At 62.1% G+C, this 20,674-nt stretch carries 17 protein-coding genes; 12 read left to right on the forward strand and 5 right to left on the reverse strand.

What is annotated here, in order from left to right; translation table 11 throughout:
- Positions 1–146: 146 nt before the first annotated feature.
- Together ACIGHL_RS22305 and ACIGHL_RS22310 are read right to left on the reverse strand one after the other, a co-directional pair.
- On the reverse strand, positions 147–1,523 hold the full coding sequence (locus tag ACIGHL_RS22305; protein WP_128121970.1) for an L-serine ammonia-lyase: 1,377 nt from the start codon (positions 1,521–1,523) through the stop codon (positions 147–149).
- A gap of 195 nt (positions 1,524–1,718) precedes the next feature.
- Entirely contained in the window at positions 1,719–2,675 is a 957-nt protein-coding gene (locus ACIGHL_RS22310; protein WP_128121969.1) for an NAD(P)/FAD-dependent oxidoreductase, read from the reverse strand.
- A gap of 361 nt (positions 2,676–3,036) precedes the next feature.
- Between ACIGHL_RS22310 and ACIGHL_RS22315 the strand changes: the two genes are divergently transcribed.
- Together ACIGHL_RS22315 and ACIGHL_RS22320 are read left to right on the forward strand one after the other, a co-directional pair.
- On the forward strand, positions 3,037–4,035 hold the full coding sequence (locus ACIGHL_RS22315; RefSeq protein ID WP_196240441.1) for a TRAP transporter substrate-binding protein: 999 nt from the start codon (positions 3,037–3,039) through the stop codon (positions 4,033–4,035).
- A 420-nt stretch (positions 4,036–4,455) separates the two neighbouring features.
- Positions 4,456–6,096, forward strand: coding sequence for a BCCT family transporter (locus ACIGHL_RS22320; RefSeq protein WP_128121968.1), 1,641 nt, complete (start codon positions 4,456–4,458; stop codon positions 6,094–6,096).
- Positions 6,097–6,175: 79 nt separating this feature from the next.
- Here ACIGHL_RS22320 and ACIGHL_RS22325 read toward each other — a convergent pair whose 3' ends face one another.
- From ACIGHL_RS22325 to ACIGHL_RS22335, 3 genes are all read right to left on the reverse strand, one after another.
- The gene (locus ACIGHL_RS22325) at positions 6,176–6,892 is read right to left on the reverse strand and encodes a 3'-5' exonuclease (RefSeq protein ID WP_128121967.1); all 717 of its coding nucleotides are present in this window, start codon (positions 6,890–6,892) and stop codon (positions 6,176–6,178) included.
- On the reverse strand, positions 6,889–8,781 hold the full coding sequence (locus ACIGHL_RS22330) for a DUF294 nucleotidyltransferase-like domain-containing protein (RefSeq protein WP_128121966.1): 1,893 nt from the start codon (positions 8,779–8,781) through the stop codon (positions 6,889–6,891). Before ACIGHL_RS22330 ends, ACIGHL_RS22325 begins: the two co-directional genes overlap by 4 nt.
- 174 nt (positions 8,782–8,955) lie before the next feature.
- Positions 8,956–9,357 carry a DUF488 domain-containing protein gene (locus ACIGHL_RS22335; RefSeq protein ID WP_128121965.1) on the reverse strand — a complete coding sequence of 134 codons (402 nt, stop codon included), beginning with the start codon at positions 9,355–9,357 and terminating at the stop codon, positions 8,956–8,958.
- A gap of 192 nt (positions 9,358–9,549) precedes the next feature.
- Between ACIGHL_RS22335 and ACIGHL_RS22340 the strand changes: the two genes are divergently transcribed.
- The 10 genes from ACIGHL_RS22340 to tatA all read left to right on the forward strand — a co-directional run bounded on the left by ACIGHL_RS22340 (position 9,550) and on the right by tatA (position 20,427).
- Positions 9,550–9,903, forward strand: a complete 354-nt coding sequence (locus ACIGHL_RS22340) for a hypothetical protein (RefSeq protein WP_128121964.1) — start codon at positions 9,550–9,552, stop codon at positions 9,901–9,903.
- Between the two features lie 65 nt (positions 9,904–9,968).
- The gene (locus ACIGHL_RS22345) at positions 9,969–10,409 is read left to right on the forward strand and encodes a CopD family copper resistance protein (protein WP_128121963.1); all 441 of its coding nucleotides are present in this window, start codon (positions 9,969–9,971) and stop codon (positions 10,407–10,409) included.
- A gap of 169 nt (positions 10,410–10,578) precedes the next feature.
- Entirely contained in the window at positions 10,579–11,835 is a 1,257-nt protein-coding gene (locus ACIGHL_RS22350) for an acyl-CoA dehydrogenase family protein (RefSeq protein ID WP_128121962.1), read from the forward strand.
- A 533-nt stretch (positions 11,836–12,368) separates the two neighbouring features.
- Complete coding sequence (gene nosR / locus ACIGHL_RS22355; RefSeq protein WP_128121961.1) at positions 12,369–14,585, forward strand: transcriptional regulator NosR; 2,217 nt, start codon at positions 12,369–12,371, stop codon at positions 14,583–14,585.
- A gap of 31 nt (positions 14,586–14,616) precedes the next feature.
- Positions 14,617–16,518, forward strand: coding sequence for a TAT-dependent nitrous-oxide reductase (nosZ, locus tag ACIGHL_RS22360; RefSeq protein ID WP_127838485.1), 1,902 nt, complete (start codon positions 14,617–14,619; stop codon positions 16,516–16,518).
- A 65-nt stretch (positions 16,519–16,583) separates the two neighbouring features.
- The gene (locus tag ACIGHL_RS22365; RefSeq protein ID WP_128121960.1) at positions 16,584–17,891 is read left to right on the forward strand and encodes a nitrous oxide reductase family maturation protein NosD; all 1,308 of its coding nucleotides are present in this window, start codon (positions 16,584–16,586) and stop codon (positions 17,889–17,891) included.
- Entirely contained in the window at positions 17,888–18,814 is a 927-nt protein-coding gene (locus ACIGHL_RS22370) for an ABC transporter ATP-binding protein (RefSeq protein WP_046164053.1), read from the forward strand. Before ACIGHL_RS22365 ends, ACIGHL_RS22370 begins: the two co-directional genes overlap by 4 nt.
- Positions 18,811–19,638 (forward strand): ABC transporter permease, encoded by an 828-nt coding sequence (locus ACIGHL_RS22375; protein WP_046164054.1) that lies wholly within the window; start codon positions 18,811–18,813, stop codon positions 19,636–19,638. The genes ACIGHL_RS22370 and ACIGHL_RS22375 overlap by 4 nt, the downstream gene beginning before the upstream one ends.
- 22 nt (positions 19,639–19,660) lie before the next feature.
- Positions 19,661–20,212 (forward strand): nitrous oxide reductase accessory protein NosL, encoded by a 552-nt coding sequence (locus ACIGHL_RS22380; protein WP_128121959.1) that lies wholly within the window; start codon positions 19,661–19,663, stop codon positions 20,210–20,212.
- A gap of 32 nt (positions 20,213–20,244) precedes the next feature.
- Entirely contained in the window at positions 20,245–20,427 is a 183-nt protein-coding gene (gene tatA, locus ACIGHL_RS22385) for a twin-arginine translocase TatA/TatE family subunit (RefSeq protein ID WP_177327110.1), read from the forward strand.
- Positions 20,428–20,674: the final 247 nt, after the last annotated feature.

The following is a 20,674-nucleotide window of genomic DNA, read 5'->3' on the forward strand; positions in this document are numbered from 1 at the left end:
TCCTCGGCGTTTGTGAATCCATATGCCTTTCACGACTGGCAGATAGAAGGAGACAGCGAGACAGCGGGTGGATTCCTTTAGCAACCGGCTGTGCTGCGTGGCGGATGATAAAGGTTAGTGGGGTCGATTACCGTCTGAGAAAAACTTCAACACTCGATGATGTTCACCGCGAGGCCGCCGCGGGCGGTTTCCTTGTACTTACTCTTCATATCGGCGCCGGTCTGGCGCATGGTGCGGATCACCTTGTCCAGCGAGATGAAGTGCTTGCCGTTACCGCGCAGCGCCATGCGTGCCGCGTTGATCGCTTTGACCGAGCCCATGGCGTTGCGCTCGATGCAGGGCACCTGAACCAATCCGCCCACCGGGTCGCAGGTGAGGCCGAGGTTGTGCTCCATGCCAATTTCAGCGGCGTTTTCGACCTGTTGCGGCGTGCCCCCGAGCACTTCGCAGAGGGCGCCAGCCGCCATCGAACAAGCCACGCCCACTTCGCCCTGACAGCCGACCTCGGCGCCGGAAATCGAGGCGTTCTCCTTATAGAGGATGCCAATGGCGGCGGCTGTCAGGAGAAAACGCACCACGCCGTCTTCATTGGCGCCGCGGATGAAGCGCATGTAGTAGTGCAGCAGCGCCGGGACAATTCCAGCAGCGCCGTTGGTAGGGGCGGTCACCACCCGGCCACCGGCCGCGTTTTCCTCGTTCACCGCCAGCGCGTACAGGTCGACCCAGTCGAGTACCGTCAGCGCATCGCGCAGAGTGGCGTCGGGGTGTTCGTTGAGTTGCCGATACAGCCCGGCAGCGCGGCGCTGGACCTTCAGGCCGCCGGGCATGACTCCTTCGGTGTTGCAGCCTGCCTTCACACAGGCCTGCATCACCCGCCAGATCTTCAGCAGGCCGGCGCGGGTTTCCGCTTCCGGGCGCCAGGCGGCCTCGTTCGCCAGCATCAGCTGGCTGATGGATAAGCCATGCTCGTCGCACAACGCGAGCAGTTCGTCGGCGCTGTGAAAGGGATAGGGCAGGACAGTCTGGTCCTCGACGATGCGGTCGTTGCCAGCGGCTTGCTCGTCGACCACGAAGCCGCCGCCGACCGAGTAGTACTCGCGACTGCGCAACTGCAGCCCGGCCGCATCGAAGGCTCGGAAGATCATGCCGTTGGGGTGGAATGCCAATGGCTTGCGGATGAATTGCAGGTCATTGCCTGTTTCGAAGCGAATGAGTTTTTCGCCCAGCAGGCGCAGCTCGTGTGATTCACGCATCGCCGCCATGCGCGGGGGGATGGCGTCGGTATCGACGTCCTCGGGTCGCTCGCCTTCGAGTCCGAGTAAAACGGCCTTGTCGCTGCCATGGCCTTTGCCGGTGGCGCCGAGCGAGCCGTACAACTCGACCTTCAGGTGTTCGGTGACAGCCAGCAGGTCGTCACGTCTGAGCTCCTCGGCAAAACGTAACGCGGCGCGCATCGGCCCCACCGTATGCGAGCTGGACGGGCCGATACCGATTTTGAACAGGTCGAATACGCTGAGTGACATGAAAGGCTCCGAAACGAACAGGCATGTAGAGAGCCTAGACCTTCCGGCATTGGCGAATGCTGACAAAAACGGCAAAGCTGCGCACAGTCCGGCTCGCGTCGTCGTCAAGCAAAAGGTGTCACCGTTGCTTAGGGCAGCGCAGGCGCTCGTTGCGCTCGAGCAGGGCGCTAGCGCCCGAAACCGCTGGCCGCTTCGCTATCGCGCCGTATCCAGGGGCGAGCCGCCCCAGGGGTTGGCTTCGAGGCTGTTATGCACGGCCGTCGCCGCCTGCGCCGCCTGGCCGATGGCAACACTCATCTGCTTCAGGCCCATGGTCACATCGCCGATGGCATAAAGGCCGCGCATGGTGGTTTGCAGGTGGTCGTCCACCCAGATCCCACCGCACTCGTCACAGTCGACGCCCAGCTGCAGTGCCAGGTCGGAGCGAAAACGCGCACCGAGGCTGGGATAGATAATGTCGAAGTGATGCCTCTCGCCACGGCAGGTCAGCAGCTCGATGCCGGTGTCGCAAGGGTGCAGGGATTCCACACGGTCGCTGATTACCCGGATGCCATAGTGGTCGGCCAATGCGATGGCCTGGTCGCAGGCATTGGGCTCGCCGTGCACCACCACCGTCACGCGATCGGTGAAGGTGCGCAGGAACACCGCATGGCTGATGGCATTTTCTGCCTCGCCGTAGACCGCGACGTTGTCACCATCGACCTCATATCCATCGCAGATCGCGCACAACCGCACCTGGCCATTGCCGATGGCCTGCTCGACATCGGGCATGTCCGGCAGGGTGTCCTCAATCCCGGTGGCGAGGATGATCCGCCGGGTCACGCAGGTGGCGTCGCCATAGCGCGCGCTGAATCCGTCGGCGTGGGGCTCAATGTGCTCGACCCGGCCATGCTCGAGCCGCGCGCCATACCCCTTGGCCTGTTCGCGCAGGCGGGCCAGTAGGTCGTTACCGTTGATGCCCGGCGGGAAGCCCGGGTAGTTGTGCGATCGTGGAATCCACGAGGCGCGACTGAAGCCGGCGTCCACGACCATGCAGCTGCGGCGGAAGCGTGCGAGATAGAGCGCTGCAGTCAGTCCGCCCGGCCCACCTCCGACAATCAGGCAGTCGATCGCGGTGGGGTTCGGCGATGAGGGGGTCGAAAGCTGGTTCATGGCTGATCGGATCGGCTGAGGATGTTGCCTGTAGAAAAGGGCAGCGGATCGAAAGTTCGGTCGTTCCGATGAGCGAGATGTCCTGTTTTGAGAGCTAGTCGGACATTCTGGTGCTTGTGCCATCACGAACGATAGCCAAGACTTTCCGCCTCGGTTGGTGCGGACGTTCAGTGTCCGGTTCAACGCCAACCGTATTCCAATAAAGGCCAGGCGCCGACCGCCGCAGTCGAGATGATCTGGCCACTCAAACCGAAGAATGGACCGACCGCGCTGCTGCGTGAGTCAGGTCTCGTCGTTGTCGATAAACCACTCGAGCGGTGCTCACAAGGCGCTGATTCGGGCTATTCCCGTTGGGGGTCAGATGTTCAAGTCTTGTGTTGCTGCGTTGGTCGCGGTCCTGTGTGGGGTGAGTGCTTCGGTCATGGCGGCCGAAGGAGAGCCTTTCGTCATCAAGTTCGCTCACGTCGTAGCCGACGACACGCCCAAGGGCAAGGGCGCGTTGCTGTTTCAGAAGCTGGTGCATGAGCGTCTGGCCGGCAAGGTGAAGGTCGAGGTCTACCCAAACTCGACATTGGTCGGCGATGCCGACGAGATGCAGGCCCTGCTGAACAACGAGGTGCAGATCCTTGCGCCGTCCCTGTCGAAGTTCGGCAAGTACACGAAGAAGCTGCAGGTGTTCGACCTGCCGTTTCTGTTCGACGACGAAGCTGCCGTCCAGCGCTTTCAGTCGCGTGAGACGAGCCGTGATCTGCTGCGCTCCATGGCTGACTCAGGCATCTATGGCCTGGCCTACTGGAACAACGGTTTGAAGCAGCTCTCGGCCACGCAGGCGCTGCGTCTGCCGGGGGATGCCGCTGGCCTGGCGTTTCGCATACAGCCCTCGGCGGTACTGGAGGCTCAGTTCAATGCGGTAGGTGCAAAGCCGGTAGTGTTGCCCTTCGCCGAGGTCTACAAGTCGCTGCAGGCGGGCGTGGTTCAGGGCGCGGAAAACCCCTGGTCGAACATCGCCAGCCAGAACATGCACAAGGTCCAGCCGTTCATCACCGAGAGCAATCACGGGGTGCTCAATTACATGCTGGTGACCAGCTCGAAGTTCTGGATGAGCATGCCCTTCGCGGTGCGCTCTGAACTCGAGGGCATCATTCTCGAGGTGACCCAGGCGGTGAATCGGGAAGCTGCTGCGCTGAACCAGCGCGACCGCGACCGCATCCTCGCCAGTGGCAGCAGCAAGCTGATCGCTCTTACGCCCGAGCAGCGCCAGGCCTGGCGTGAAAAGATGATGCCGGTGTGGCAGTCCTACGAAAACGAGATCGGTGCCGACGTGATCCGCGCCGCATTGACGGTCAATCGCAAGCGCTAATCCCCAATCCCTCGGCTCGCCGCCATCCGGGGGCGGCGAGCACGTTGTCGTTCCTTTCACCCGCCCTCGTTCGATCCCGCACTGTTATTACCGCTGGCGCGGCGGTCTCCCTGACGAAACGGTATTGCTTCCAGCCCTTCCTGCTCCGGGCCGCCTGTCACCCCGATGTGAGCCTGGGTCACGGCAGTTGCCAGTCGGCTGGACTTCGACCTGGCGTTACCTCAACTGCCAAGCAACGGCAAGGCTTGCCTCCGACGGATGACGGTTATGGAATCGTCAATGCCGGTCTTGGCCGCTTAACGCCACCCTTCGGCTGTTAGCATTCTTGCGAAGCGCGTACTCGAGCTGCTGTGCAGCGGAGGGGCGTGCCGTCTTTGTGCTTGTTTCCGATGTGCCAACCCAGAATAAGGAGAACAGCAGGTGGCGACCAATCCTGGAAAGACCCCGGCAACGTCCGTGGAAAGCATTCCCGCACCGACCGGGGCGGCCAACCTGATCGATACCGACTACGTCATCGGTCAGGACAATATCAAACGCAAGTTTTTCGATGTTCACAGCAAGGTTTTCAGCATCTCCGCAGTGACGATCGTTCTCTTTGTGATCGTTACCCTTGCCCTGCGCAGCGAAGTCGAGCCGGTGTTTACCGCCATGCGCGACTGGCTGACTGGCAATCTGGCGTGGTTCTTCATCGGGTCGGCGAACATTTTCGTGCTGTTGTGCGTGGGGCTCATCCTCTCACCGCTGGGTAAAGTTCGCCTGGGCGGCATGGATGCGAAGCCGGACTATTCCTATACCGGGTGGTTCTCCATGTTGTTCGCCGCCGGCATGGGCATCGGTCTGATGTTCTACGGCGTTTCCGAACCCATGTCGCATTTCTCCACGGCTATGGGCGGCACCACTGTAGAGAACGGCGTACGTACCGACTGGGCACCGCTGGGCGCCGCTGCTGGCGATGCACAGGCTGCGGCTAGCCTGAGTATGGCTGCCACCATCTTCCACTGGGGCCTGCACCCTTGGGCGATCTACGCCGTCGTCGCGTTGGCTCTGGCGCTGTTCTCGTTCAACAAAGGTTTGCCGCTGAGCATCCGCTCGATCTTTTACCCGCTGCTTGGTGAGCGGGTCTGGGGCTGGCCGGGTCATTTAATCGACATTCTTGCGGTATTTGCCACCCTGTTTGGCCTTGCTACATCATTGGGCATTGGGGCTCAGCAAGCGGCGGCCGGCCTCGAATCTCTGTTCGGTATGCCCAATACAGATACCAGCAAGGTGCTGCTGGTCGCGGGTATCACTGCCCTCGCGCTGATGTCTGTGCTGGCGGGACTGGACAAGGGGGTCAAGCGCCTGTCGGAATTCAACATGGTGCTGGCACTGCTGCTGCTGCTGTTCATCATCATCGTCGGCCCGACCTTGGCGATCTTCACCGGCTTCTTCAGTAACCTTGGTAGCTATCTGGTCAACCTGCCGGCGCTATCCAATCCGATAGGCCGTGCTGACGCCAACTTCAGCCAAGGCTGGACTGCGTTCTACTGGGCTTGGTGGATCAGCTGGTCGCCGTTCGTTGGTATGTTCATCGCCCGGGTCAGCCGTGGCCGCTCGGTACGTGAATTCCTGATCGCCGTCCTGCTGGTGCCATCGCTGGTATCGGTACTGTGGATGACCGCGTTCGGTGGCACCGCGTTGGGTCAGTTTGTTAACGAGGGCTTTACCGGCGTCCAGGATGCAGCGCTTGAGCTGAAACTGTTCGTCATGCTCGGGCAATTGCCGCTGGCGGAAATCAGCTCCTTTGTCGGCATTGTGCTGGTGGTGGTGTTCTTTATCACCTCGTCTGACTCGGGGTCGTTGGTGATCGATACCATCACAGCGGGTGGCAAGATTAACGCGCCGGTACCGCAGCGGGCATTCTGGGCTGTGTTGCAGGGTGTAGTGGCTGCTTCACTGTTGCTCGGCGGCGGTCTGGTCGCCTTGCAGGCCATGGCGGTATCCACCGGCCTGCCATTTACCGTGGTCTTGCTGGTTGGCTGCGTGTCCATCGTCAAGGGACTGATGAGCGAGCCTCGGTAGTGGCTTAGGCCTATGTTCAGGCGGCCCGGCCGCCTGGCAGGTGATCCGAAAAGGCGCGACCGTTAGCGGTCGCGCCTTTTCAGTTCCAAAGATCGCCCACGGCGGTTGTCGACGGGTAGTGGAAGGCCGATTGCGCCTGCAACAGCTCGGCGGTTGCCAGGGCATCGGTCAGGGCATGGTGGGCCTGGTACAGCGGCAAACCATAGCGCAGGCGGCTGTCGGCCAGGCGGATCGATACGGGCCGCTGCGTGCTGAACACTCGGCGCAGCCAGCCTCGTCGGCGCGGATGCAGCCGTGCTTCCAGCTGCATGGTATCGATCACCGGAAATTGCAGGCCTTCGCCCAGCAGGTGATGCACGGCCTGGTCGAGAAAGCGCCGCTCGATACTGCGGTAATGCACCACCATGATCCTGCCAGCCATTTTCTCCAGCAGCTCGTCGAGCACGTGGGCCAGCCTCGGCGCGTTGCTGACATCCGAGTGCGTGATGTGATGAAAGGTGATCGACTGACTGCTCAGATCGCACACCGGCTTGACGACCCAGTAGCTGGCCTCGCGGCAGCGGATCCGCTGCAGATCGAAGGGCATCAGGCCAAGGCTGACGATCGAGTCGCGTTGGCTGTCCAGGCCGGTGGTCTCGACGTCCAGGGCGAGCAAGGGCACCTGCTCCAGTGGCGTGTCGGCACTGACCGTACCGGCCTCGTAGAAACGTACAAGGCGCGGGTCGCGGGCCGTTCGCGCGAGCTGGGCAAACACGGCTGGCCAGTCGGGGGCCGTACGAGATCCGCTACGTTTCATAGCGGCCGACTTGGAAGCTGGCCCGGGTAGCGGAAGCGCAAGAACTGCTGCGCATTGCTGAGCACCTGAAAGGCTGACTTGAGGTTGTGTCGTTCGTTGGCGTCAATCTGCTCCGGCTCTATGTAGTTATCCGGTTCGCGCCCCTCCAGCAAATCCGTGGCCTGATGGCGGATGCGCACGATGGAGAGGAATTCCAGGGCATTACGCAGCTGGGTGATGGCGTCTTCGGTCAACAGCTTGGTGGCGGCGATGGCCTCCAGGCGCTCCTGAGAGTTCTGGGCCTTGGAGCCGACCGCCAGGGCGTGCACCCGGATCAGGTCGGTCAGTGGCGCGGTGCCGCGTCCCTTGAGGTTGATGATGTTGTTCTGCTGGCCGTCCTTTTCCATCACGAAGGTGCGGAAGAACCCCAGCGGTGGAGTGCGGTTGAGCGCGTTGCGTGCAAGGGCGGCGAGAAACAGCGGGTTGCTGCTGGCCTTTTGCGCGATCAGATCCTTGAGGCTTTCCACGAGTCCGGCCTCTCCGTAGGCGCTGCTGAGGTCGAAGAAGATGGAGCTGTTGAGCAGCGTTTCGGGGTTGGGCTGCTCGATCCACTGGGTGAAGTAGCTCCTCCAGACCCGCAGCGGTTGCCGCCACTTGGCGTTGCTCGCCATGATGCCGCCCTTGCAGTAGCTGTAGCCGCAGGCAGCCAGGCCGTCACTGACGAAGCTCGCCAGCTGCAGGAAATACTCGTCATGGATGCGCGGATCGAAACGGTTGTCGAGGACCAGGGCGTTGTCCTGATCGGTGACGATCAGTTGCTCGTCGCGCGCCATCGACCCCAACACCATGTAGCAGTAGGGCACTGGTGGCGGTCCCAGCCGCTGTTCGGCCAACTCCAGCAGGCGATGGGTAAGGCTGCGGCCGATGCCCGACATGGCGCTGCCGATCATGTGTGCCGTGGCTTCTTCGTTGACCATGCGCAGGAAGGTCGCGCGCAGGTCTGGCACCAAACCCTGCAGCTCGGCGACCGACTGCTTGTTGAAGATGCTGTTGACCAGATACAGGCTGCTCTGCGATTCGTATTTGATGATGTCCGAGAGGTTGATTACGCCGACCGGGCGCTGGCGATACATCACCGGCAGGTGATGGATGTTGTTGCGCAGCATGCTGAGCATGGCCTCGAACACCGAGTCGTCGGCCTGGATGGTGATCGGGTTGGGTGACATCACCTGATCGACCGGGGTGTCCAGCGGCAGCCCTTCGGCCAGCACCCGCGTGCGCAGGTCGCGGTCGGTGGTAATGCCGGTCATGACCTGGAGACTGGATGCGTCGGCTGCGTTCGGCGACGGGCCGAGAATCACCAGCGAGGACACACCATGCTCGGTCATTACCTGTGCGGCCTCTTGCACGCTGGTGCCAAGCGGCACGCTGACGGTGCGCCGGGTGACCAGCTTGCGGACCTTGATCTTCATCAGCTCGCTGGCCTTGCCCTGCGGCTCTTCCACCTTCAGGCGCGACTGGCCTTCGGCCTCGACAAAGTCGGCGAAGGCGTCATTGGCCTCGCACAGCTGCTCGAACAAAAGGCCGGGAATGAAGTAGATCAGGCTGTCTTCGATCGCCCGTGCCGGCAAGCGCACCTTGTGACCGCGCAACAGGCCGAACTGACCGAACACTTCGCCTTCGGAAAGGCGGTTGTACAGTTCGCCGTTGCGCCGGTAGATTTCCACGGCACCACTGCGGATGTAATGCAGCTCCGAGATCGTCTCGCCGTAGCGAAGAATGTCGCTGCCGGCCTTGAAATAGCCGACCTCGACCTGTCGTGCGATTTCGTCGAGCGTGTCGTCCGGCAGACCGTCGAAGGGGGCGAAGCGACTCAGATGGTCGCGTATTTCGAGCAGCTCGACCTGCATGCGGGGGCTCCTGGCGGCACGCTGTTGGTGCATTGAACCACATAGCCGTAGTGTCCAGCGTCAGCGTGCACGGACGCACGTCGCAGGCAGGCAGCCGCGTGTCGTTCGTTGCGTGTATCCCTGCGCTGACGAGGCCCCGGGGCGCCCGATGACGCACGACAGGCTTTCGGGCAATCAGGCCATCGGCTCGCCGGCATAGCAAGTGGGCGATGTGGGCGCGCCACGTCGCTCCAACTCATCTTCCAGCCACTCGGCGAGCACCTGCGCGTTGTTGTGCTGTTCATCGCGCGCGGCGTAGACCAGCGTCAGTGGGCCTCTGGCCGCGATGTCCAGCAGCGGCCACCAGTGCTCCGGGTGGCTCGCCAGCTCCCACCGGTACGCTTCCCGAAAGCTCTCGAAGGTCAGTTCGCCAGCCTTGAAGGCGCGTCTCAGTTCGTTCGAGGGCGCCAGCGTCTTGCTCCAGTCATCCAGCGCCAGCGTTTCCTTGCGCCGGTTGCGTGGCCATAGGCGATCGACCAGCACCCGATGGCCGTCATCAGGTGCAGGCGGCTCATAGGCGCGTTTGCAGTGGATCACTCGGTCGGCCTCCTTGATAAGGGGTATCTGAGTATGTGGTGAAAAGTACCTCACGTAATGGTCTTTGGTACCTATCAAGACGGGGTAAGAAATACATACACCTAGTTAAGTAATTGAATTCTAATGCTTTTAAAAGCGGCACGCTTCATGACTGTGTACAGGGGAACGACACAACATACAACGGAGCATCGCATGAAAAATCTAGTCGCTTTGGTTACCTGCGCAACCCTGCTGACCACCTCGTTGGCTGGCGCCGATGAGGTGGTATCGGCGCGTGAGGATCGCGTCGTTGGTGGCGGTTTCGGTGGGCTCAGCGGGTTCATGCTGGGCGCAGCAGCCGGGGGACCCATCGGGGCGCTGATCGGCGGTGGCCTGGGCTACCTGGCCGGGCAGGGAGTGCAGGAGGCCGCCGGGCTGGAGCAAACCCTGTATGTGATCGAGAAGGACGATGGCAGTCGGGCGCGGCTGCGGACGTCGAACAACGACCTGGTCGCCGGACAACAGGTGCAGCGCGAGGGTGGCGAGCTGACAGCGCTGAATCGCTAGGGCCTTGTTCTGCCGATGCCGGTGGCTTTGCTAGGCTGGCCGGCATCACAACCGAAGGAGCCGTGATGAGTTATTCCCTGTTGCATGTCATCCATCTGCTGGCGGCAATCTTCTTCATTGGCACCTTGTTCGTCGAGGTCGCGGTGCTCTGCCGCGTGCGCCAGCAGATCGAACCGGAGCTGATGCAGAAGGTCGACAAGGCAGTCGGTGCGCGGCTACGCGTGGTGCTGCATTGGGTCGTGCTGTTTGTCTATGGGGCCGGTATCGGTCTGGCCTGGTTTCACCGCCAGGCGTTGGCCGACCCGTTCGCCAGCAGCTTCGCGACTTTGCTGTCGCTGAAGATCCTGCTGGCGGTTGGCGTGTTCTTTACTTTCGGCATGGTCGCGATGCTGCTGCGTAGCGGACGCATGACGCCGGCGCGCTATCGGCGCATCCACTGGGCGATCTTTGCGCAGATGGTGGGGATCGTGCTGCTGGCCAAGGGGATGTTCTACCTGCACTGGTAAGGGAGGCTCTAGTGCATTGGCGCCTGGCGAACGATGACCTCGGTCAATCCTGACGCGCTATCAGTCACCGTGATTGGCGGCCGATTCAGCGGCTTTAGGCTCGTTCTTTTTCTGCCGCACCAGGCCTATGGTGAACGCATCCAGACCCGTCAGATCGCCGAGGTATCCGATGCATTTCGCCTATAGCCCACGTGTCGACGCGCTGCGTCAGCAGCTACTCGCGTTCATGGACCAGTACATCGTGCCGCGTATTGGCGCCTGGCATGAGGAGGTCGCGGCCGGGGCCTACCCGGTTTCGTTCATGGAAGACCTGAAAGCCGTGGCGCGTTCCGAGGGCTTATGGAATCTGTTCCTGCCGTCACTAGGCGAAAATGAGCCGGGCATGGGCCTTAGCAACCTCGAGTACGCGCCGCTGGCGGAGATCATGGGCCGCGTGCACTGGGCGTCGGAGGTGTTCAACTGCAATGCCCCAGACACCGGGAATATGGAGCTGCTGCACATGTTCGCCACGCCGGAGCAGCGCGAGCGCTGGCTGAACCCCTTGCTTGACGGCGAGATCCGCTCGGCCTTCGCCATGACCGAACCGGACGTGCCGTCCTCCGATGCCACCAATATCCAGACGTTGATCCGCCGTGATGGTGATGATTACGTGATCAACGGCCGCAAGTGGTTCATCACCAACGCCTCGCACCCCAACTGCAAACTGTTGATCGTCATGGGCAAGACCGACCCGGACGCGGAGACCCATCAGCAGCAGAGCATGATTCTGGTGCCGTTCGACACGCCCGGCGTCGAGCTGGTCCGTAACATTCCGGTGATGAATCACCTGGCGCCGGAAGGCCACAGCGAACTGGTCCTGCGTAACGTGCGGGTGCCTGCGGGCAATCTGTTGGGCAAGGAGGGCGACGGTTTCATGATGGCCCAGGCGCGCCTCGGGCCGGGTCGTATTCATCACTGCATGCGCTCGATAGGCATGGCGGAGCTGGCGCTGGAACTGATGGTCGAGCGCTGTCAGGAGCGCAAGGCGTTCGGCAAGTATCTGCAGCAGTACTCGAACATCGGCGACTGGATTGCCGAGTCGCGCATCGAGATCGAACAGGCGCGTCTGTTGGTGCTGAAAACCGCCTGGATGATTGACGAGGTCGGCGCCAAGGCGGCGCGCAAGGAGATCTCAATGATCAAGGCATTGGTGCCCAGAATGCTCACCAACGTTGCTGATCGAGCCATGCAGGTCTACGGCGCGATGGGCCTGACGCCTGATACGCCCCTGGCGGACATGTGGACCGGCGGCCGTGCCTTGCGCTTTGCCGACGGCCCCGATCAGGTGCATCTGCGCAGCATTGCGCGAATGGAGATCAAGGCCAGCGAAGCCAATCGTGGCGCGACGGCAGCCTACCTGACGCCGCCTGGGCGTCATGGCTCCTAAGGCAACCGCGGTGGGCCGAAGCGTAGCGTAGCCCGGCCACCCACGGCTTGTCCCTCGCAGTTTGGAACCGGTATGTGTCACGCCAGTAGGGTGGGCGGGTAGCGTTCCGCGTCAGCCCACCGCGCTGGAACACTCCATTTCGACCGCATGCTCCCCCCGGTTTAGTTGCCAAGACCATCGCGGCTGAGCTTTTGCTACGAGGCGCGGGTTTCGGTCGCCGCTACCGTCACGGTTGCGCGGACTCAAAACAGTCCCCCTGAGCCGTGTGCAGTCGATACCTGATGGCTGAACGCCCACCCGGCCGGCCGTGAGTTCAGCACCTCGGCGCACCTGCCCCACGTCCCTACTTTTTTTGCTGATCGCATTGGGCGGCCGAGACGCGATTGGCACAGCTCCACCGTGACCGGAGAGCCCGTCTCATTGGCGTGGCTCATTGCAATCACGCTTGCCGGTCAATCTTGATAGCCGTCAAGGAGAGCGCGGGGAGTGCTGCCTACCATCCGCTCACATTCGCAGCATCAAGCAGGTAGCTCATGAAGTCCCTTCTCTCTTTCGCAGCTGGCACCAGAGGCGCATGGGGGCTCGGCTTTGTCCTGCTGCTGGCGCTGATGGTCAGTGTCTCCACCGTGCAGGCCAAGGACTACGAGGTCGAGCAGCAGCGCATCGAGCAGTTCTTCCCAGGCGCCAGCGTTTCGGCCGCCGAAGGCGATTACCAGGTCCGCACCCTCTCGAAGGATGACGAGGTGCTGGGTTATGCCTTCCAGACCATCAACGTAGTCGATATTCCGGCCTACTCAGGCAAGCCGATCAATATGCAGGTGCTGCTCGATCCGCAGGGTGTGATCGTCGATGCCTATGTGCTCGAGCATCATGAGCCGATCCTGCTGGTCGGCATTCCGATTGAAAAACTCCATGCATTCACGGCCAAGTACGAGGGTATCAAGGTCGACCAGCGGGTTGTGGTCGGCCACTCCAGTGACGAAAAGGCGGTCACCATCGACGCGGTCACCGGCGCCACTGTCACTGTCATGGTGGTCAATGAAACCGTCATGCGCGCCGCTCGCGATGTTGCCGTGTCGCTTGGGCTGGTGGAGGACAAAGTCGGTGCGGCGCAAAAGCCGGCTACCGTCCGCGAGGATTATTACGAGCCCGCCAACTGGAGCGAACTGACGGGTAATGGCGCGATTCGCCGTCTGCACCTGACCAAGGGCGACATCGATCAGGCGTTCAAAGGCACCGAAGCCGAGGGCATCGACGAGGCGTCACCGGAAGAGGTTGACGAGACCTTCATCGACCTCTACGCCACCCACCTGAACCCGCCCACCATCGGCCGGGCCCTGCTTGGCGACGCTCACTACGCCGACCTGAAGGAGGAGCTCAAGCCAGGCGAGCACGCGGTCGCGGTCATGGCCAGCGGCGAATACTCCTTCAAGGGGTCGGGCTATGTGCGCGGCGGCATCTTCGATCGAGTGCAGCTGCGCCAGTTCGGCAACGTCATCAGCTTTCGCGACATGGACTTCCAGCGCCTCGACGATGTGTACGCCGAAGGCATGCCGGATTTCAGCGAAATGGCGGTGTTCATCGTCCGTGAGCATACGGCCTTCGATCCCGGTTCGCCGTGGACGCTGGAGTTGCTGGTGCGCCGCCAGACCGGCCCGATCAGCGGCATGTTCACCAGCTTCGAACTGCCGTACCAGATGCCCGAGCAGTACATCGAGCGCCCGCAACCAACCGCCGAGGAGCTGGCTGCGGCCGAGGAGGCCAACCGGCCGATGTGGGTCACCATCTGGTACCAGCAGAGCTTCCAGATTGGCGTGATCCTGGCCGCGCTGCTTCTGCTGACCGTCATCCTCTTCATGCAGGACAAACTCACCCAGCACCCCAACTTCCTGAAGAAGCTGCGCCACTGCTACCTGATCTTCACCGTGGTGTTCATCGGCTGGTATGCCTTGGGGCAGCTGTCGGTGGTCAACGTGCTGACCTTCGTGCACGCCCTGGTGCAGGACTTCCGCTGGGAGCTGTTCCTTACCGATCCGGTGATCTTCATCCTCTGGGTCTTCACCGCCGCCAGCATTCTGCTCTGGGGCCGTGGGGTCTTCTGCGGCTGGCTGTGCCCCTTCGGTGCGTTGCAGGAGCTGATCAATGAGGCTGCTCGCAAGCTCAAGATCCGTCAGTACGAGGTGCCCTTTGCGGTGCATGAGCGGCTTTGGGCAATCAAGTACATCGTGCTGCTGGTGCTGTTCGGCATCTCGCTGGAGTCGATGACGATGGCCGAGAAGGCCGCCGAGGTGGAGCCGTTCAAGACCGCCATCACCCTCAAGTTCGACCGCCAATGGTGGTTCGTCGCCTACGCCGTGGCCCTGCTGGCAATCAACATTTTCACCCGCAAGGTGTACTGCCGCTACGTCTGCCCGCTGGGCGCGGGGCTGGCGATCACGGGCCGCTTCCGCTTGTTCGACTGGCTCAAGCGGCGCAAGGAGTGCGGCAACCCCTGTCAGGTCTGTGCCAACGAATGCGAAGTCCAGGCGATTCATCCGGACGGGCACATCAATCACAACGAGTGCCACTACTGCCTCGATTGCCAGATGACCTATCACAACGAAAACAAGTGCCCGCCGCTGATCGTGAAGAACAAGCGCGCCAAGCGCGGCAAGAAAGCCCCAGCCGGCCCAACGCTGATTCCCGTAGTGCAAGTGGTAGACCCGCAGAGCGGCACGCCTGATCGCGAACGCTCGCAACCGATCGTTTGACCTGTCCGTACACGATAAGGAGCAACACCCCATGAGCGACAAGAGCAAGAACACCCCCGAAACGCTGGAAAAGAGTGGCTTTAGCCGCCGTGGCTTCCTGGGCGCCAGTGCCCTGACCGGCGCCGCCGTGGCAGCGACCGCATTCGGTGGCGCAGTCATGAGCCGTGAGACCTGGGCCGCAGCGGTCAAGGACGCGCAACAGAAGATCCACGTCGCACCGGGCGAACTGGACGACTACTACGGTTTCTGGAGCGGCGGTCACCAGGGCGAAGTGCGCGTGGTGGGCGTGCCCTCGATGCGCGAGCTGATGCGCATCCCGGTCTTCAACGTCGATTCCGCCACCGGTTGGGGCCTGACCAACGAAAGCCGCCACATCATGGGCGAGAGCGCCAAGTTCCTGAACGGCGACTGCCACCATCCGCATATCTCGATGACCGACGGCAAGTACGACGGCAAGTACCTGTTCATCAACGATAAGGCCAACAGCCGCGTCGCGCGTATCCGTCTGGACATCATGAAGTGCGACAAGATGCTCACCGTGCCAAACGTACAGGCGATCCACGGCCTGCGTCTGCAGAAGGTGCCGCACACCAAATACGTATTCGCCAATGCCGAGTTCGTCATTCCGCACCCCAATGACGGCAGCAACTTCGACCTGCAGGCCGAAAGCGCTTACACCATGTTCAACGTCATCGATGCCGAGAAGATGGAAATGGCCTTTCAGGTCATCGTCGACGGCAACCTGGACAACACCGACGCCGACTACACCGGCAAGTACGCCGCCTCCACCTGCTATAACTCGGAGAAAGCCACCGACCTGGGCGGCATGATGCGCAACGAGCGCGACTGGGTGGTGGTGTACAACATTCCGCGCATCGAGGCGGCGATCAAAGCTGGCAAGTTCAGCACCGTCGGCGACTCGAAAGTGCCTGTGGTCGATGGCCGCGCCGGTTCGGAATTCACCCGTTACATCCCCGTGCCGAAGAACCCGCACGGCTGCAACACCTCGTCCGACGGCAAGTACTTCATCGCCGCCGGCAAGCTGTCGCCAACGGTCACCATGATCGAAATCGCCAAGCTCGATGATCTGTTCGACGACAAGCTGAAGGACCCGCGCGACGTGGTCGCCGCCGAGCCGGAACTGGGTCTCGGCCCGCTGCACACCACCTTCGACGGTCGCGGCAATGCCTACACCACGCTGTTCATCGACAGCCAGGTGGTGAAGTGGAACATGGCCGAGGCTGTGCGCGCCTACAACGGTGAGAAGGTCAACTACATCAAGCAGAAACTCGACGTGCAATACCAGCCGGGCCACCTGCATGCCTCGCTGACCGAAACCAGTGAGGCCGATGGCAAGTGGCTGGTGGCACTATGCAAGTTCTCCAAGGATCGCTTCCTGCCGACCGGCCCGCTGCACCCGGAAAACGACCAGTTGATCGACATCTCCGGTGACGAAATGAAGCTGGTGCACGACGGCCCGACCTACGCCGAGCCGCACGATTGCATCCTGGCGCGTCGTGACCAGATCAAGCCGCAGAAGATCTGGAAGCGTGACGACCCATTCTTCGCACCGACGGTCGAGCGGGCGAAGAAGGACGGCATCAACCTGGAAACCGACAACAAGGTGATCCGCGACGGCAACAAGGTGCGGGTGTACATGACCTCGATGGCACCGACCTATGGCATGACCGAGTTCACGGTCAAGCAGGGCGACGAAGTCACCGTAACCATCACCAACATCGACCAGATCGAAGACGTGTCCCACGGTTTCGTCATGACCAACCACGGCGCGAGCATGGAGATCAGCCCGCAGCAGACCGCGTCCATCACCTTTACGGCCGACAAGCCCGGCCTGCATTGGTACTACTGCAGCTGGTTCTGCCACGCGCTGCACATGGAAATGGTCGGCCGCATGCTGGTCGAGCCGGCGTAACGCGACCGGGCGGGAGCGAGCGCTCCCGCCTTTCACCTGCCTGGAAGCTGAAGAGGAACAACGCAGTGCTCAGATCTCAGGCGATATCAAGGTTTAAACCGCTGGCAGCGCTGCTGCTGGCTCTGTTCTGCGGGGTGGCCGTGGCGGCCCCGCAACCTATTTCAGCCCTGCCGCTCCAGACGGAAGGGGGCAACCGCTGGCGCTTACCGGCCGGCGAATACACCGGTCAGTTCAGCATCGACCAGCCCATGCAGCTGCGCTGCGAGCCGGGCGCCGTGTTGCAGGCGCAGGGCGAGGGCAACGGCCTGCTGATCGAGGCGTCCGATGTCACCGTCGAAGGCTGCACATTGCTTGATTGGGGCCGCGATCTCACCGCGATGAACGCCGCCATCTTCATCCAGCCAAAGGCGCAGCGCGTGGTGATCCGCGACAACCAGCTGCGTGGCCCCGGCTTTGGCATCTGGGTCGACGGCTCGAAAGACGTGAGCCTGATCGGCAACCAGATCGAAGGCGACACGAGCATTCGTTCCCAGGACCGCGGCAACGGCATTCACCTCTACGCCGTGAGTGGCGCGCGCATCATCGACAACCAAGTGCGTAACACCCGCGACGGCATCTACATCGATACTTCCAACGGCAATCACATCGAAGGCAACGTGCTGGAGGATCTGCGTTACGGGGTGCACTACATGTTCGCGAACGATAACAGCGTGATCGGCAACGTCACCCGTCGCACCCGTACCGGCTATGCACTGATGCAGAGCCGCAAGCTGGAGGTCATCGGCAATCGCTCCGAGGGGGACGAGAACTACGGCATCCTGATGAACTACATCACCTATTCGACCATCCGCGACAACGTCGTCAGCGACGTGCGCAGCGGCTCGACCGGCGACAGCATGATCTCGGGCGCCGAGGGCAAGGCGCTGTTCATCTACAACTCATTGTTCAACACCATTGCGGGCAACCGTTTCGAGAAAAGCGCGCTGGGCATCCACCTGACTGCGGGCTCGGAAGACAACCGCATCTCTGGCAACGCCTTCATCGACAATCAGCAGCAGGTCAAGTACGTGGCCACCCGCACTCAGGAATGGTCCATCGACGGCCGCGGCAACTATTGGAGCGACTACCTGGGCTGGGACCGCAACGATGATGGGCTGGGCGACGTCGCCTACGAGCCCAACGACAACGTCGATCGTCTGTTGTGGCTTTACCCGCAGGTGCGGCTGTTGATGAACAGCCCGAGCATCGAGGTGCTGCGCTGGGTTCAGCGGGCCTTCCCGGTCATCAAGTCGCCCGGCGTGCAGGACAGCCATCCGTTGATGAAGCCGCCAACCGATCCATTGATGAGCAAAACGCAGGAGCCAACGCCATGAGCGCTGTAGAGATCCAGGGCGTGAACCAGCGTTACGGCAGCATGACCGTGCTGCATGATCTGAACCTGACCCTCGGCGAGGGCGAGGTGCTGGGCCTGTTCGGCCACAACGGTGCCGGCAAGACCACCAGCATGAAGCTGATTCTTGGCCTGCTCACGCCCAGTGAAGGGCAGGTGCGCGTGCTCGGTCGGGCGCCGCATGATCCCGAAGTCCGCCGCCAGCTGGGTTACCTGCCTGAGAACGTGACCTTCTATCCGCAGCTCAGTGGTCGCGAGACGTTGCGGCACTTCGCTCGGCTGAAAGGCGCAGCAGTGAAGCAGGTGGACGAATTGCTGGAGCAGGTCGGCCTGTCCCACGCTGCCGAGCGCCGGGTGAAGACCTATTCCAAGGGCATGCGCCAGCGTCTCGGCCTGGCTCAGGCGCTGCTCGGCGAGCCGCGTCTGCTATTGCTCGACGAACCCACGGTGGGGCTCGATCCCATCGCAACCGGCGATCTCTATGAGCTGATCGACCGGATGCGCCAACGCGGCACCAGCGTCATTCTCTGCTCGCATGTGCTGCCCGGCGTCGAAGCGCATATCAATCGGGCGGCGATTCTGGCCAAAGGTCAGCTACAGGCGGTCGGCAGCCTGGCGCAACTGCGTGTCGAGGCGGGGCTGCCGGTGCGCATTCGCGCCAGTGGCATCGGCGACAGCGCCGGCTGGTTGCAGCGTTGGGGAGACGCGGGCCATAGCGCACGTTCGCTGGGTGAACACAGCGTCGAGGTGTCGGCCATCAATGGCCACAAACTGCCGTTACTGCGCGAATTGCTGGGCGAGGGCGAGCCGGACGATATCGAAATCCATCAACCATCGCTCGAAGACCTGTATCGCTACTACATGCAGCGCGCCGGCGACGTCCGCGCGGCGGAGGGCACGCTATGAACCAGATCTGGAACATCGCCCGCAAGGAATTCAGCGACGGTTTGCGCAACCGCTGGTTGCTTGCCATCAGCCTGCTATTTGCGGTGCTGGCGGTGGGCATTGCCTGGCTCGGCGCAGCGGCATCCGGACAACTGGGCTTTACCTCGATTCCTGCGACCATCGCCAGCCTGGCGAGTCTGGCGACCTTCCTGATGCCGCTGATCGCACTGCTGCTGGCCTACGACGCCATTGTCGGCGAAGACGAGGGCGGCACCCTGATGCTGCTGCTGACCTACCCGCTGGGACGCGGGCAGATCCTGCTGGGCAAGTTCGTCGGCCACGGGCTGATCCTGGCGCTGGCGGTGCTGATCGGTTTCGGCTGCGCGATGCTGGCCATCGCCGTGCTGGTCGAAGACATCGAAATCGGCCTGCTGCTTTGGGCCTTTGGCCGCTTCATGATCTCTTCGACGTTGCTCGGTTGGGTGTTCCTCGCCCTGGCCTATGTGCTGAGCAGCAAGGTCAGCGAGAAATCCAGTGCGGCCGGCCTGGCGCTTGGCGTGTGGTTTCTCTTCGTGCTGGTGTTCGACCTCGTCTTGCTGGCGCTGCTGGTGCTCAGTGAGGGCAGCTTCAGCCCCGAAGCGCTGCCGTGGCTGCTGCTGCTGAACCCGGCCGACATCTACCGTTTGATCAATCTGTCCGGCTTCGAGGGCGGCAATGCCATGGGCGTGCTGTCGCTGGGTAGCGAGCTGCCGATGCCAACCGCCGCGCTCTGGCTGTGTCTGTTGCTGTGGGTGGGTGTTTCACTGCTGCTGGCCTATGGCGTGTTCCGCCGTCGTCCCGCATGACCATGAGAAGGAAACTGTAACGATGAATGCGCTATACAGAGCGTCACGCGTCCTGATCACCGCTGCGATGGTGCTAGGCCTGGCCGGTTGCAACGAGGCCGAGCAGAGCGAGCAGCTGCTCGAGCCGGTGGCCTTTCACAGCAGCGATGAATGCCATGTCTGCGGCATGGTGATCAGCGATTTCCCGGGGCCCAAGGGGCAGGCGGTGGAGAAGGGCGGGGTACGTAAATTCTGTTCCACCGCGGAGATGCTCGGCTGGTGGCTGCAACCGGAAAACCGCATGCTCAACACCAAGCTCTACGTGCATGACATGGGTCGCTCCACCTGGGAGCACCCAGATGACGAATACCTGATCGACGCCACCAGCGCCTACTATGTCGCGGGTACGTCGCTCAAGGGTGCCATGGGCGTGGTGCTGGCAACCTTTGCCGACGAGTCTGCAGCCAAGGGACTGGCAGCCATGCACGGCGGCCGCGTGCTGCGATTCGAGGACATCGACCAGTCGGTGCTTCAACAAACCTCCGACATGTCACACGACATGCCCGGTCATCAACAAGCTCACGCCGGTCACTAGACCGCAACCTACCACTCGATGAGGTAACTGAAATGATGGGTATCAGCATCTGGCAACTTCTGATCGTTCTGCTGATCGTGGTCATGCTCTTCGGCACCAAGCGCCTGCGCGGTCTTGGCACGGATCTGGGTGGCGCGATCAGCGGCTTTCGCAAATCCATGAGCGACGGCGAAAGCGCGGCGTCGACCGAAACGGTCAAGCACGAGCCGAAATAGCGATCCGCTTCCCTCGCGCCACAGCTGACGTAGGGTGGGCTTCAGCCCACCGGGGCGGTTGGTCGGCCGCAGAGGGCGAGACGGGGGGGAAGCATCTGGTGGGCTAAAGCCCACCCTACGGGTGCGTCCGGCGGGGCCATGGTGATGTACCGGCGGCTGTAGATACCGTCTTCCCCATTAGCGCGCAAGGGCCAGTTGAGGGTCGAAACGCTGGCCCGATTTAAGTACCCCATAGGCGATGTGCAGC

This window comes from Pseudomonas sp. NPDC077451, assembly GCF_044543345.1.
Classification (GTDB): Bacteria; Pseudomonadota; Gammaproteobacteria; order Pseudomonadales; family Pseudomonadaceae; genus Stutzerimonas.

Bases quoted from the DNA above. Each gene is read 5' to 3' on its own strand.
- ACIGHL_RS22305 (WP_128121970.1), bottom strand. From the start codon at position 1,523: ATGTCACTCAGCGTATTCGACCTGTTCAAAATCGGTATCGGCCCGTCC.
- ACIGHL_RS22310 (WP_128121969.1), bottom strand. From the start codon at position 2,675: ATGAACCAGCTTTCGACCCCCTCATCGCCGAACCCCACCGCGATCGAC.
- ACIGHL_RS22315 (WP_196240441.1), top strand. From the start codon at position 3,037: ATGTTCAAGTCTTGTGTTGCTGCGTTGGTCGCGGTCCTGTGTGGGGTG.
- ACIGHL_RS22325 (WP_128121967.1), bottom strand. From the start codon at position 6,892: ATGAAACGTAGCGGATCTCGTACGGCCCCCGACTGGCCAGCCGTGTTT.
- ACIGHL_RS22330 (WP_128121966.1), bottom strand. From the start codon at position 8,781: ATGCAGGTCGAGCTGCTCGAAATACGCGACCATCTGAGTCGCTTCGCC.
- ACIGHL_RS22340 (WP_128121964.1), top strand. From the start codon at position 9,550: ATGAAAAATCTAGTCGCTTTGGTTACCTGCGCAACCCTGCTGACCACC.
- ACIGHL_RS22345 (WP_128121963.1), top strand. From the start codon at position 9,969: ATGAGTTATTCCCTGTTGCATGTCATCCATCTGCTGGCGGCAATCTTC.
- ACIGHL_RS22350 (WP_128121962.1), top strand. From the start codon at position 10,579: ATGCATTTCGCCTATAGCCCACGTGTCGACGCGCTGCGTCAGCAGCTA.
- nosR (WP_128121961.1), top strand. From the start codon at position 12,369: ATGAAGTCCCTTCTCTCTTTCGCAGCTGGCACCAGAGGCGCATGGGGG.
- nosZ (WP_127838485.1), top strand. From the start codon at position 14,617: ATGAGCGACAAGAGCAAGAACACCCCCGAAACGCTGGAAAAGAGTGGC.
- ACIGHL_RS22370 (WP_046164053.1), top strand. From the start codon at position 17,888: ATGAGCGCTGTAGAGATCCAGGGCGTGAACCAGCGTTACGGCAGCATG.
- ACIGHL_RS22375 (WP_046164054.1), top strand. From the start codon at position 18,811: ATGAACCAGATCTGGAACATCGCCCGCAAGGAATTCAGCGACGGTTTG.
- ACIGHL_RS22380 (WP_128121959.1), top strand. From the start codon at position 19,661: ATGAATGCGCTATACAGAGCGTCACGCGTCCTGATCACCGCTGCGATG.
- tatA (WP_177327110.1), top strand. From the start codon at position 20,245: ATGATGGGTATCAGCATCTGGCAACTTCTGATCGTTCTGCTGATCGTG.